The organism is Companilactobacillus kimchii DSM 13961 = JCM 10707, assembly GCF_001435445.1.
Lineage (GTDB): Bacteria > Bacillota > Bacilli > Lactobacillales > Lactobacillaceae > Companilactobacillus > Companilactobacillus kimchii.
This window is the reverse complement of record NZ_AZDH01000005.1, coordinates 33,763-46,970: the sequence shown is the minus strand read 5'-3', so window position 1 is coordinate 46,970 and position 13,208 is coordinate 33,763. Positions and strand designations below refer to the sequence as shown.

Here is a 13,208-nt window from a genome sequence, read left to right as displayed (position 1 = left end):
AGTTTATTAGGACTATGCATCTATCCAACCGTGGCTTTAATAGTAGAAACCATTCGAGTGAAAAAGTATAAATTATTTTCGCGTTCCGAATTACGTCTCATTTGGTATTTAGCCCTAATCTCTATCTTATTTCTGTCCTTAACCACCTATTTGATGGTTATGTGAATCGATGTATAGAACAAATTGATTTTTCGTTCAAAATCGGTTGCTAAAAATATCTATTGAGAGCCTAATAAAGATAAACGATATTATAGGGGGAAAACGATTATGCGTAAAACAATTGAAGTAGCTCCAACAATTATTTTAATGGGTACACTTTTGTTCAGCCTTGTTCAAAAGAATGCCGGCCACGCTTGGGTCAATATGTTTGCTTTTAGTTTAACTGCTCTTTGTGTCTATTCGCCTGTCGCCTTAATGATTGAGGGAGTTCGTACTGGCATGAGAACTCATCATAAATTCCCTAAATCTGAAGTAATCCTTATTTGGTATTTAGGGATTATCTCTACTTTCTTCGTCGTTTTAGCAATTTATTTGATGGGCCATAACTAATTTGGACCAACCATGCAAAGGTAATTAATGGTGGTAACCAAAAAGAACGCTAAAATTAGCGTTCTTTTTAATTTCCGTCTCGTTGTTCATAAAGTTCTTGAGTCAAACTGCCATCACCATCTCGTAAAAGGTCAGCAATTCCTTGTTTATCAATGAATTCAAAATGTTTTCGCTTGAGAAAAGTAACAATCGTACCCAACATTTTTCTTTCCTTACTGTCTTTCCAATAATACTGATTGAGATTCAAATTAACTTTTTTACCATCCAGTAAAGTTATCCTCAATTCGAATTGCTCCACCATGGAACTTGCCGAAATTCCAGCACCACCCATTAACGTCAATTCTTTACTAGGATTATATCCGTACAATTTTAAATAAATTTCCATACTCTTAATCCGTTTATAAGGTATGAATTTAGTTGAACGTATATTCAAAAGTCCCATCAATGGCATAAGAAAGTCTTTTCCAAAAGAAATATCGTCTTCACTGTCTACCGCATAAGTAATTCCATTTTTTTGCAAAGTCCAATAATTACAATATCTCTTATAATCATAGAAACTCATTCTTGTCACAAAAGTATAAGAAATTAGGATTCCAAAAATAATATCAAATACTTTTATTAACGGAGTTCTACCAAAAAGTGTAGTTAAACTTGCCGTAAAAATAACCATAACTAGCACTAAAATAATCTGTGGCCAATGATTCTTGGGTTTACCGTAGTTGAATGGAAAATGGAGATACGGTTCCCCAGTTATCAACTCATCCAACGAAATATCCAACAATCCACTTAAAGAAATCAGATTATCAATACTAGGCAAATTTTCACCTGTCTCCCACTTGGAAATTGACTGTCTAGAAATATTTAAGGCCTCAGCTAACTGTTCTTGCGACATGTTATTTCTTTTACGGTATTTGACAATATTTTTAGCTAAATCCACTTCTCCCACACCCTTTTCATTAATTAAATTATAACCATTAAGGACACGAGAATGACCTTCGATTTATTAAATCAATTTAACTTTATGATTGGTTTGATCAAATGTCTCCTCTAACTTTTCGATAGCTTTATCTTTCCCATAAACCATATCACGTGCAGCACTAACAGTAACTGCAGTCCCATCGGTCAATGTAAAAGTTATATCGATTGGATTATGGATAATTGAAAGAACTGCCGTAATAACAGCCAGATAACCGCTATATGGAATCGCCATCGGCATTTCTTCTGATTCAGATAAATTTCCTTGAATAGTTACCGATTTAATAGAATTAAAATCAATCGTCTTCGCGTGAATTGAAAATGGTAGTAACAAAGCTTTAAAACGCTCTGAATTACTATTTAGGTCAATATATTGAACATATCCATTTCCAACTTCCCAATAATTAAAAAGAACTGGCAGAATCCTGAAGTAATAGCCAATAAATGATATAAGGAAGATAGCAATACCCAATATCAAGCCACCAACTCTACTTAATATCATTGAAACTATAAATCCCGGCAACAAACTTAAAACTAAACTAATCATTAAAGGTCTATAATTTACTCTTTTACCAAATTTGATCATAGAAATTACCTTCTTTCAAAATTTAATTCCAATTCCTTCCTGATCACACCCAGATTATATTGTCGAATTAGGCTTTTTTGCACGCACTTATCGGTTGTCAAAGCACAAAAAAAACGTGACGAATCATTTTAGATTCATCACGCTAATGATTAAATATCTCTACCTGCCTTATCGCAGTAGTGATCCACCAACCATTAAAAATATAACGCCGATAATTAGGCAAACCGTCACTCCAAAAAAGATAGTCAGTTTAGGTTGTTTAACTGTTCTTCTGATATCTTGATACATTTTTTGAGCGATGGCTATTTGCCAAATTCCAATTAAAATTGCTAAAATACCAATAATTTTTCCATTCATGGAATCAGCTTCTTTCATCAATCCCATTTTACTGCATTTATTATCGTTATACAGTCGTTATGAAAAATATCTAGAGAAATTAAAAATCGATCCGATCATTGATGTAGCCCCTATAACAATAATTATTAAGTAAAAGATCCCCTGAACTGAACAGACATTACCCCATGGAAAACCTGCGGTGAAAGAAATTCCAACTAGACCTAGCCAAAAATATTTACTTTTATAAAAATCATTATTGAACTTCACATATATTTCTTCCTTTCTCTTAGATTGAGTCCATATTACCTTATTATCTACCGGAAAATAAAATAATTGCCTCAATGTAGGGTTTTCTAATCATGAACGGATATTATTTTATAGAGCTATACTTTTTCAATATCATTATATTAAGAACAGTAAGGGTAACTATTCCAAACAAATCAAATTCCACTGTCCTACCAAAAATACGATTTTTCACTTCAATATACCAATCAACTCGCATAGTATCTAAATTCCATATATTAATGTAACCAATATAAAAGATCAGTACCGCGACTAACAAATAAAAAATGATCGTAGTTAATTTCTGATTTTGTAATGGTAACAATTGCGACACTAAATGAACAAAAGTACTCAAGGTCCAAATTAATATGATTGCTAGTAAGGACATAGTAATAGCTTTAATTATTAAACCAATTTGTCCCATCTTTACAATACTTTGCAAATGAAAAATCAAACTATTATTATCAATAATCCAAAAAGCTGTTAAAAAAATACTCGTTTCTAAAATCCAAAAATATAAATAAGTTAAAAAGGTTGTAATCAAATTGCTAAAATAGATTTTTATCTCTGTGACAGGAATCAAACTGTACTTGCTATTAAGAAAGACTTGTTCATTCTCCCTTATTAAGAATAATGCCCCTAACAAATAAACTATTAGTGAACTAAAAATCACTTTACCTAAGGGATAATTTTGTGAAAACATTGATCCCCAATCCAAGGGCACTAGTAGAACCAACTCAATGATATTAACTAACAAAATAAAACTCATTAACTTAAATTTATTCCATATTAAATATTTGCTCACACCTAAAACACTATTCATCACTGACCTCCTAGTAATCTGTCTCAATATGTTTCTTTAATAAATAGACATTTATTAAAGTCAAAACTACGATCCAACCGATAAATATAAAGATACTAGTCAGCAACATACTGTTTATTTTTTCTAAAACATTGAAACCATCACCATACATTAAAACGAAGACACCTGACACTGTGGAATTGAAAATCATAAGACAGATATAGGTAATCAAAAAATATAAAACATATTTAATAACCCTCTTCTTTTTCAAAGCAAACTTGTCAGAAATTAGACTGATTAAAAAATGCACTAATGTAACAATGCTCCAAACCAAAGTAATCGAAAGAAAGCCTATAATAAAGGATCTGACAGTCATATCTACATTAGGTAGCTTATAATATGCTTTCGTGTATAAAATGCTAGTTAAAGCATTACCAACTAAAAAATGATTTGCTTGAATGGAACCAAAAATAGTATTAACTATGCCTTCTAAAAACCAGAGGTAAATCAATGCTAAAAGGGAACTTAACATATTACTGAAATATAATTTCCATTCCGTGATTGGAATCATCCGATATTTATTACTAAAAAGTACTCGCTCGTTATCCTTCGTCAATAATACCCAAGTGACAAGGTAAGCAACGAAAGTAAGCAACATATAATACATATACCATTTATCAAACATAACTAATTTGAAAGTCATCTTGTTAGATACCACATCTATTAACATAACGATACCAAAAGCCATCAAATTAATTAGGAATACTAAATTAATCATCTTCCAACGATTAAAGAATAATTGGTTATTCAAGGTTCGCATTCTTGTCATTGTATTTCCCCTAGATAAACTTTTTCATAATATGCTTCAATTCCCAAATGATAGTCAGATTGAATTTTCTCAACTGGAATTAAATCTCTAATTTTTTGATCTTTAATAATCACTACTTCATCCAACAAACTGGCGATAGCTGTAACATAGTGATCACTAATAATAATGGTCGAATCATCGTCTTTCCAACGAATAATACTGCTAATAATTTTCTTACGGGAAATACTATCAATACCGCTTAAAGGTTCATCCAACAAATACAATTTAGCTGATCTGGCCAATGTCAAAGCAATAACCAGCTTTCCTCTGGTACCTGTAGACAATGCGGCCAACTTCTTAGTCATGTCTAATCCTAAGAAATTAGCAATATCTTCATACTTTGTAATTGAGAAATCTTGATAAACTGCACTATAAAAATGTACGATTTCACTGATTTTGTTAGTAGCTTTAAACCCATCAAGATGATCACTCAAACTAACATTTTCTTTAATGGAAACTTTTTTAGTATTACCATTAACCGTTATAACGCCTTCTGGAACAGAATTAACTCCAGCAATTATTCGCATCAAAGTGGTTTTACCAGCGCCATTCTCACCCAAGAGACCAATAATTTTGCCACTATCTAATTTTAAATTGACATCCTCAAGAATCTTTTTGCCACCTTTTTTATAATTGAGCTCTTCAATTTTCAATACATTACTCAAATTTTTTCTCCTTTTGCTTCACATAATTTGAAAAACTATTGGTTATTTCCTGATTGTTCATTTTTAACAAATGTAGCTTGTCGTACGTTGAATCAAAGGTCTCATTAACAATTTGATTCTTCAATTCTTCAACTACTGCCGCATTCTCAGTTACAAAATTACCTTTACCACGTAATGTAATAATGACCCCCTCCTCGATCATTACTTTGAGAGCCTTCTGAACTGTATTAGAGTTCACTGCCAATTCCAAAGCCAATTGCCTAACTGAGGGCATTTGTTCCCCTAGTGAATAACTCTCTGTAATAATCTTTTCTTCTAAGTAATCTTTAATTTGTAAATAGATTGGTATGTTTTCGATATATTCCATCAGATACACGTCCTTGCTGTACTAGTACACTGATACAGTATCGAAGAATATCCCACTATGCAACTATTTAAAGCAAAATTATCTAACGAATTTCTTATACAGAATGTCCTTTATATTTATGAAACCTAAATCAAATAATTATGGTAAATTTGGGGCAAATTGGGTATGGATATGTTTTAGAAAGAACTGATCTCTTATGCTGAAATTTGGAAAAAAACTAAATTATCGGCCCTTATTGATGAGTCTGTTTTGGGCCTTATTATGTGGCAGTCTGTTTGGATTCAACATTTCTAAAAGTCTAGGTATCAGAATTGCTATTATCATTTTTGGAATAATTTTTATCGGTCATTACCTGACCATTTTGCCAACTATCTTTAATTACTGGGATTCTAGCGATAAATTCATCCGTTATAACGATAAAAGCAATCCGTTCAAACGTCTTCTAATCATGCTAATTCCTAAGTTGGATACTTATAAGGTAATTGATAAAAAACTAATTAGGTCGATTCAAATTACTGGATTACCCATGACTAATGATTTACTTTCATCAGCACTGTTTGTCGCTACTGAAGGTGGATTTCTTTATAATCTCATGGTCATGATACGTTATCCGGTAAAAGTGAAGTTGCTCCTAAAAAATGGTCAAATTATTAATTTGAATCTATCACGCGATTACGTTGATCATCCCGCTGAAACCATTGGTAAATTGAAAATTTTTTTAAATGATTTTCCTTCTGAAGAACTGGACTTATCACCTGAAACAAAACACCTTATTTACTGATATTGTCTCGATTAAACTTTTTTGTTAATTGAAAAATAGCTAAATCACGCTTAACTCTTTTAAAAGCCGGATTATTCAGTTCATACTGCCCATTCTTCTTCACCCAAAAAGTATGTTCGACATCCGAAAGATAAAGTTGATCCAGCTGCGAATTAGTATGATGTTCATCACTTAATAATCCACAAATAATCTTGGAACCAATTTCCGGTATCGGTGCATTAGGAATCTGATAGAAGATTTCATTATCTGGATTAGTCGTTTGGGCATAAACATCACGTTCACGACCAAAGCCTCCAGGAAAATTCAAATAAACTTGCTTCCCTTTCAATCCTTTATTACCACTAATTACCTGATCGACCTTTAAAGTTAATTTAGTTTCTGGCTGTGGCGATAACCATTTGATTTTTTGTAAATTCAAAACCGTTCCTTTCACTACATAACGATTCTGATGTTTGAATTGATCTAAAGTAATACCTTTATAATTATCGGTAATTTCAAAATATTGCCGTTTAACTATCTGAACCTGACCAACTTGATGCCGCCAGTCATATCGTTTTTGCTCAAGACGAGTTTTAAAATTAGTTTCTAAGTTGATTTTCTCAGGCAAGTCATTGCCTGTTGTTCCTTCACTACAGCCAGTTACCAAGACTATCAAACCCAGCGTCAACAATCGAAAGCCTCTTTGCATAAAGTTTATCCTTTTTCTTTTTATGCTAACAAAAGACTATTTTTCGAGATACAAAAATACGCAACAAAACAACTTGAAATTGTTTTGTTGCGTACTATTTTTAACCATAATTATCTCATAGATAATATCGACATCCCCATACCTATTATCAATATTCCAACAACAAAACTAGACCAAACCGCATAACCAACAAAATGAGAAGTGGTCTTATTGCCGTCTTTTTGAATCTCATGAACATACTTACGTGAATTAAAAAGTTGATAAATACCAAGTAATATTACCACAATACCCACTACATACTTGCCTATCGTAAAGCCCATGATATTACTTCCTCTCAATTAATTGACCAGAATATAGCACTACTTTAATGACAAGTGTGAACAATATCCTGAATCAGGGAGTTTTGATTCATGAATGAATTTCATGCGTTTCGCGACAAAAAAATTGTTCCTTTAAATATTATGCAATAATTAATATATCGATATAAAGGGGGCGTGTTACAGGTGGGGACAATAATCTACACTATAGGAAAATTATTGGCATGGCTTATTTTCTATGGCGTTTTCTATTCACTATTTCATTTTAAAAAATATTATTTACCAGGATTCATTCTAGTATCCTTTTTATCAGAAATATTTTTGAAAGATTATTCATATCTAATCACGTTTTCCTTTGTCTATCTAGTTCTCTGGCATCATAAAAAATGGAATTTAACTCTAATAAATACCCTTCTATTATCATCCCTAATACGTTTGATTTATGAAACTTTAGCCGACACGATAATCGCAGATAAGATCTCCACTCATGTAATTTCAGGCATACTTCTCTTTGTAGTCGCCAGTTTTTTAATTAAAGTTATTACCGCAATAGTATTCATCTTTCTTTATAAACGTTTTGATATCGAGGAAAAATGGCAAATTGATCAATCGTCTCTTCTCAGCATTTTATTAATTTATCTATTTACCGCAATTTACGTATTTATGCACTTTATTCAAGAAAACAAAGCCTATTCCGATTTAACTATCGGAGTTTTTGCATTCATTATTATCCAATGTGTTTTTATCGCGGTTCTCTTTGGTAAAGCTAGTCAAACTCAACAACTAGCGTATAAACGTGAACTGACTAAGGAACAACTAAAGAATTTAAAAATGTATACCGACCAGCTTGAAAAAGATCATCTTCATCTTCGTGAATTCGAACATAGTTACAAAGATGGTATCGCGACACTTCGATCTGTTGCTGGTGATGGTGATTATACTGCAATGAAACAAGCTTTAGAAAAACTGGAAGTTTACTCCAATGGTTACTTTGACAATATTTCGATGCAACTATTCAAAGATTTAAACAACGTACAAAATTCTTATTTGAAAAGTCTTTTTATCAGTAAATTGACCTTGATTCATCAGGATAATATCAAATGTCACTTTGAATGTCGCAATGTCATCGAGGATATCGACATTAATATTTTTGACCTGGTTCGACTCTTAGGTATCTCTATCGACAACGCCATCGAAGCTACTAAAGGACAAAATGGTGCTCAGATTCAAATCGCCATCGTCAAAGAAAAACAACAATTATCCTTTTTAATCAACAACACAATTCATTCCGAAACTAAAATTCAAACTATGATGCAAGAAGGTTTCACCACCAAAAAGAACCACTCCGGTCTAGGAATGGTCAACGTCCAAGATATTAAAAAGAAATATCCCAATCTATTCGTTCAATATCGGAAAAATAATGATTGGTTCAATCTCAACATCACACTGCTTGATTTAGGGGGTGCTGAATATGTCAATCATTAGTCCTCAACTTTTTACCATCTTTTCCAACTGGTTCCTTTTCTTTTTTCTTTTTAGCAATCTTTATCAAAATCGTCTTTCTAATAAGAAAAAAATAATCCTCTATCCTAGTTTCATTATTGGGTTCACAATCATAGAAAGTTTGATTCCCTTTACTAAGTTGCCACTAGATATATTCACCTATTTCTATCTTCGCAAATCTAAAGATATCGATTATTATTTACTTAATGTCTTCATTATTACCGCAGCTGTTAAAATTATAGCCATTTTTATATCCACGGTTATCTTCGCTATTATCGTTACTATTGATAATTTAGATGCCAATTCTTTTCCTCAGTTAATTATTATTTATTCATCAATTATCGTTGTTTCAATTATTTTTATTCTAATTTACAATTTCTTCAATATAAATAAGCGTTTAGATAAGAAAACACCACTTACAACCATCATTTTGGGATACGTTTATCTAATCTTTTTTACTATTCTAATTCTTGTTCAAAGTTTTAAAAACTACCCTTATTTCATTTTAGGAACTCTATTATTCATCGTTATCCAATCTTTTTTCGTCATCATAATTTTCCTTTATCGAAGACTACGAAATCACAAGGCCTACCAAGACAAATTTGCTGAAGAACAAGTTAAAAATCTCAAAATTTATACTGATCAACTAGAAAGTGATCAATTAAAATTACGGCATTTTAAGCACGATTATAAGAATTTGCTATTCAGTTTAAAAACTGTCGTTGATGAACAAGACAACATAGCAATGAATCAGGCCTTAGATAAATTGGAAAATTACTCTGATGGTTATTTGAATAATCTGTCGATGGATTTATTTCAAGACATTAAGAATGTTCACAATTCTTATTTGAAGAGCCTTTTGATCAGCAAAATTAACACTATCAATCAAAAAGATATTGCTTCCCATTTCACTTGTAATCAAGAACTAGATGACTTACCTATTAATATCTTTGATTTTATCAATCTACTCGACACCGCTATCGATAACGCTATCTACTTCACACAAAAACAAAATAATGGCGAGATTTACCTCAGTATCAACCAAGAAGGTCAACAACTAGCTTTTCTAATTTATAATTCCATTGCCAATCAACCCAATACTGCAATAGAAGAGAAGAAGCACCTTGATAGATTATTACACATCAGAACACTTCGGAAAAAATATTCTAATTTGTTCATTCAGTCCAATCAAAGTCAAAAATGGTTCCGTTTCAATATTATTTTAATTACCAAGGAGGATTAACTTATGTATCCAATAATTGTTTGTGAAGATGATGATGCTCAACTTGAACAGCTCCATACTTTGATCAAAAACTATATCCTTTTTCACAGTGACTTATTCAAAATCGAATTAATAGCTAACAATCCTGATGACGTTCTCACTTATCTTGAAAAAGAGGACCCTGAAAATGGTATCTATTTCTTAGATATCGACTTACAGAATAAAATTGACGGTATTCAATTGGCTGAAGAGATTCGCAAGGTTGACGTTCAAGCTAAAATCATCTTCGTCACTACCCACGATGAACTGGCACCTTTAACTTTGAAACGAAAAGTTGCTGCAATAGACTTCATTGAAAAAGATCAACCACTGGAAAACTTTCGTCAGGAAATCTATGATACCTTAACTTATGCTCAACAATTAATCGATGAAACTAGAGCCGTTCAAAAACGTGGCTTCTCTTTTGAAGTCGGTACGCAAGTCTACAATTTAGATAAATCAGAAGTTATTTTTGTAGAGGCCTCTGACATTCCTCATCGGCTCAATATCTTTTCAACTAACGGAAAATTCGAATTCTATGGGAAATTAGCTGACTTGGAAAATAAGTATGATTTTCTCTTTAAAATCAGTCGTTCTTGTCTCATTAATCTTGAAAATATTCATCACATCAATTTTGCCAATAGGGAAATCGGCTTTTCTAACGGTGAAACTAGAAAATTCTCAATCGGAAAATCCCGCAAACTCAAGAGTCTCATCAAGGAAACTCTCTAAATTTTTAATTCAAGAATAAATTAACAGTCATTCATGATATTTTTTTATTTGTATTATAATAAAGATGTATATTTAAACTATCAAAAGTACCAAAGTTTTAGTCATAGATTCAGGCCATTTAATGTATTTTGAAGGGAATGTTTATTATGTTGAAATTCGGGAAAAAAGTTAGTTTCAGGCCTCTTATTGTAAGTCTTACAATCGGTTTATTAATAGGATTTATGTTTAGTGATATTTTTTCATCGGGTAGTATCGGTTTCATTTTTGGAACATCATTCTTTTTATTAATATTCCTGGGACATTATTGGAGAGCCTCATCAGTATTATTCAATTATTGGAAATTTAACAATGGAATTATTAAATACAATGACGTTAATAATCCTACTAATGTTCTCTTAATGATGCTATTGCCTTTATCAAGCCCTTTAAAATCATTTTCTGTTAATGATATTCAATCAATTATCGTTAACGGTGATTTGAAGGCAACTACTACACCAATGGCGGTTCCTTTTTCTGGATATTTAGGACTATTCTCTGGCTCTATCGCCATTGCTAAAAGTCAAAATAACTTAGATGTAACTTTGAAAAATGGACAACAAATTACTTTAGATTACTCAAGAGACTTTTCTTACAATCAAAAAAAGACCATCGAAAAATTAGATAAATTCCTCGATAGTCTCGATTCAGTAAAAGTTATTAATAAAGCTAATCACAACGTTAATTTAGGTTATTAGAATTAGTCAAAAAAGATGTCCTCTTTAAATTAAAAGAAGGCATCTTTATTTTTTCCTAGAATATCAATAATTGAATAAGCATTAGAGAAACTAGTCGTCTTCTGTGACAATTGAGTTATCTCTTTCCAGAGTTTTTCAGTATAGTAATTGAATACCAAATGCTCATTAGCTCTAGCATCATTAACCTTTTCAATCATTTGTTTGAATTCCTTATCAAAAATAGTTCCACGATATTGTTTTTCAACAAATTCCTGAACGGTATCTTTGATATAATGTTCCATTTTTTGATTAATTGCAGACTCATTGATTTGTTTAGAAAACGAATTATTAAACTCAACCAATAATGAAAGCAATAATCTTTGTTTTGAATGATCCATTTATTTACTCACCCACCACTTAATATAACCGATTTTTACTTCAATAGATACCAAAAATTACTATTACCCGATGGTGTATAATTTAAAGTATACCTTAATTATGGTTCAGGAGAATATTTAATGAATAAACAATTTTATAAAACGATGAATTTTTGGTACGGCGTTATCCTATTAGTTGTCGGAATTATCTTTATTGATCACTCCACTAAACAAATTTGGGGTCTTATTGATGCAATTTTTATTATTTCAGCTATTATATGTTTCCTAATGGGATTTTTCCGTAAACCCAAGCCTAAGAAAAAGAGCGATTTACGATTATAGAACTTCACTATTTGTAATAAAAGAAGTACTTGATTAAAATTGCCGCCTTCCGCAAAAATTGAAAATGCTGGTGGAACGCTGTGGGCATGACTTGAAGCTAAAAATCTCGCACTTTGTGCGGCATTTTGGATCTTCAAGATCAGCCTCATTGTAACCGGCAAAGCCGCTAACAATGACTTCACAGCTGACCGCATTTTCAATTTTTACTCCAGACTGATAAACTGCTCTATTTATTATCTCTTTTTCTAAATTTTTAAAACAAAATAATAGCATCTATTTAGAATTAACGTACATAATTACGTCTCTAAATAGATGCTATTTTAAATTTTCGAATCATTCTGGATAAGTAATATATTCCACCATCTAGTCGGTAATAGAAAATTTGTGGGCCCTAAGTGGTGAAATTCTACTTAGCTTGCGAAGCAAGGTTAGTAAAAGACCGAGCTTGGAGATCCATTATTTTGCACGAAGTGTGAAATAATTAGCTTCAAGCCGTGCCCACGGCGTTCCACCAGCATTTTCAACTTTTGTGGAAGACGGAATTTTAAGCACATCCCATTTCGAAACCACTAACCCAAATTCATCGGATTAACATGACCCCAACGATCAGCGATAGGCTTTTGTAACTTTTGTCCCAATTCAACAACTGACTTAGGTGCTTTGTATTGATGCGTTAATAAATAACGATTAATTTGACTATTCAACTTGCCACTGACACTTACAATATTCTTGTCTTCACTCAAATCTTTATAAGCCTTAACTATTGTGGCATAAAGATCTTTATCTGCTTTTACAACCTCTTCTTGAGCAGCTGCATCAACTAACTTCATTAATTCTTCAGTTTTATCGTTCATACTTAATCTCCCCCAATACAAATATATTTATAATTATACTCTAAGTAGTCAATTTCTAATTCATATTTTAATTAAGTAATCGTTTTCTACCTATTATATAGCGTGAAATGAACTTACATGTTATTATTTAAACAGTTTATTGAAAGGATGGTATTGAAATCATGCGCTTAAGAACAAATATCATTGCACACAAATAATAAAAAGGCATTA

The 13,208-nt window shown here is 31.8% G+C and carries 18 protein-coding genes; 7 read left to right on the top strand and 11 right to left on the bottom strand.

The window, feature by feature from the left end:
- Positions 1-267 precede the first annotated feature (267 nt).
- Positions 268-549: a LasU family protein gene (locus tag FC97_RS02835; protein ID WP_054642946.1), complete on the top strand. Its 282-nt coding sequence runs from the start codon at positions 268-270 to the stop codon at positions 547-549.
- Between the two features lie 67 nt (positions 550-616).
- On the opposite strand, the gene FC97_RS02830 is transcribed toward FC97_RS02835, so the two are convergent.
- From FC97_RS02830 to FC97_RS02800, 7 genes are all read right to left on the bottom strand, one after another.
- The gene (locus tag FC97_RS02830) at positions 617-1,486 is read right to left on the bottom strand and encodes a helix-turn-helix domain-containing protein (RefSeq protein WP_054642945.1); all 870 of its coding nucleotides are present in this window, start codon (positions 1,484-1,486) and stop codon (positions 617-619) included.
- 66 nt (positions 1,487-1,552) lie between these two features.
- Positions 1,553-2,110 carry a hypothetical protein gene (locus tag FC97_RS02825; protein WP_054642944.1) on the bottom strand — a complete coding sequence of 186 codons (558 nt, stop codon included), beginning with the start codon at positions 2,108-2,110 and terminating at the stop codon, positions 1,553-1,555.
- Positions 2,111-2,278: 168 nt separating this feature from the next.
- Positions 2,279-2,467 carry a hypothetical protein gene (locus tag FC97_RS02820; RefSeq protein ID WP_143442725.1) on the bottom strand — a complete coding sequence of 63 codons (189 nt, stop codon included), beginning with the start codon at positions 2,465-2,467 and terminating at the stop codon, positions 2,279-2,281.
- A gap of 349 nt (positions 2,468-2,816) precedes the next feature.
- Positions 2,817-3,551: a hypothetical protein gene (locus tag FC97_RS02815; RefSeq protein ID WP_054642942.1), complete on the bottom strand. Its 735-nt coding sequence runs from the start codon at positions 3,549-3,551 to the stop codon at positions 2,817-2,819.
- A gap of 10 nt (positions 3,552-3,561) precedes the next feature.
- Positions 3,562-4,359, bottom strand: coding sequence for a hypothetical protein (locus FC97_RS02810; RefSeq protein WP_054642941.1), 798 nt, complete (start codon positions 4,357-4,359; stop codon positions 3,562-3,564).
- The gene (locus FC97_RS02805) at positions 4,356-5,063 is read right to left on the bottom strand and encodes an ATP-binding cassette domain-containing protein (protein WP_054642940.1); all 708 of its coding nucleotides are present in this window, start codon (positions 5,061-5,063) and stop codon (positions 4,356-4,358) included. The genes FC97_RS02810 and FC97_RS02805 overlap by 4 nt, the downstream gene beginning before the upstream one ends.
- The gene (locus FC97_RS02800; RefSeq protein ID WP_054642939.1) at positions 5,056-5,430 is read right to left on the bottom strand and encodes a GntR family transcriptional regulator; all 375 of its coding nucleotides are present in this window, start codon (positions 5,428-5,430) and stop codon (positions 5,056-5,058) included. Before FC97_RS02800 ends, FC97_RS02805 begins: the two co-directional genes overlap by 8 nt.
- A 196-nt stretch (positions 5,431-5,626) precedes the next feature.
- On the opposite strand from FC97_RS02800, the gene FC97_RS02795 reads away from it, so the two are divergent.
- Positions 5,627-6,211, top strand: coding sequence for a hypothetical protein (locus FC97_RS02795; protein ID WP_054642938.1), 585 nt, complete (start codon positions 5,627-5,629; stop codon positions 6,209-6,211).
- Here the strand turns inward: FC97_RS02795 and FC97_RS02790 are convergent.
- Together FC97_RS02790 and FC97_RS02785 are read right to left on the bottom strand one after the other, a co-directional pair.
- On the bottom strand, positions 6,201-6,899 hold the full coding sequence (locus tag FC97_RS02790; protein ID WP_143442724.1) for a hypothetical protein: 699 nt from the start codon (positions 6,897-6,899) through the stop codon (positions 6,201-6,203). The two genes, FC97_RS02795 and FC97_RS02790, sit on opposite strands and share 11 nt — an antisense overlap.
- Before the next feature lie 110 nt (positions 6,900-7,009).
- On the bottom strand, positions 7,010-7,219 hold the full coding sequence (locus tag FC97_RS02785; RefSeq protein WP_054642936.1) for a hypothetical protein: 210 nt from the start codon (positions 7,217-7,219) through the stop codon (positions 7,010-7,012).
- Between the two features lie 216 nt (positions 7,220-7,435).
- Here FC97_RS02785 and FC97_RS02780 point away from each other — a divergent pair, with 216 nt between their 5' ends.
- The 4 genes from FC97_RS02780 (at position 7,436) to FC97_RS02765 (ending at position 11,446) form a co-directional block, all read left to right on the top strand.
- Complete coding sequence (locus FC97_RS02780) at positions 7,436-8,701, top strand: GHKL domain-containing protein (RefSeq protein ID WP_220096032.1); 1,266 nt, start codon at positions 7,436-7,438, stop codon at positions 8,699-8,701.
- The gene (locus tag FC97_RS02775) at positions 8,688-9,962 is read left to right on the top strand and encodes an ATP-binding protein (protein ID WP_056967768.1); all 1,275 of its coding nucleotides are present in this window, start codon (positions 8,688-8,690) and stop codon (positions 9,960-9,962) included. Before FC97_RS02780 ends, FC97_RS02775 begins: the two co-directional genes overlap by 14 nt.
- A gap of 3 nt (positions 9,963-9,965) precedes the next feature.
- Positions 9,966-10,712: a response regulator transcription factor gene (locus FC97_RS02770; protein ID WP_054642933.1), complete on the top strand. Its 747-nt coding sequence runs from the start codon at positions 9,966-9,968 to the stop codon at positions 10,710-10,712.
- Between the two features lie 146 nt (positions 10,713-10,858).
- Positions 10,859-11,446, top strand: coding sequence for a hypothetical protein (locus FC97_RS02765; protein ID WP_054642932.1), 588 nt, complete (start codon positions 10,859-10,861; stop codon positions 11,444-11,446).
- 29 nt (positions 11,447-11,475) lie between these two features.
- On the opposite strand, the gene FC97_RS02760 is transcribed toward FC97_RS02765, so the two are convergent.
- A complete protein-coding gene (locus tag FC97_RS02760; RefSeq protein ID WP_054642931.1) occupies positions 11,476-11,823 on the bottom strand; it encodes a hypothetical protein in 348 nt (115 codons plus the stop codon).
- Positions 11,824-11,943: 120 nt separating this feature from the next.
- Here FC97_RS02760 and FC97_RS02755 point away from each other — a divergent pair, with 120 nt between their 5' ends.
- Complete coding sequence (locus FC97_RS02755; RefSeq protein ID WP_054642930.1) at positions 11,944-12,144, top strand: hypothetical protein; 201 nt, start codon at positions 11,944-11,946, stop codon at positions 12,142-12,144.
- A 569-nt stretch (positions 12,145-12,713) separates the two neighbouring features.
- Here FC97_RS02755 and FC97_RS02750 read toward each other — a convergent pair.
- Positions 12,714-12,998, bottom strand: a complete 285-nt coding sequence (locus FC97_RS02750) for a bacteriocin immunity protein (RefSeq protein WP_054642929.1) — start codon at positions 12,996-12,998, stop codon at positions 12,714-12,716.
- Between the last annotated feature and the right edge of the window lie 210 nt (positions 12,999-13,208).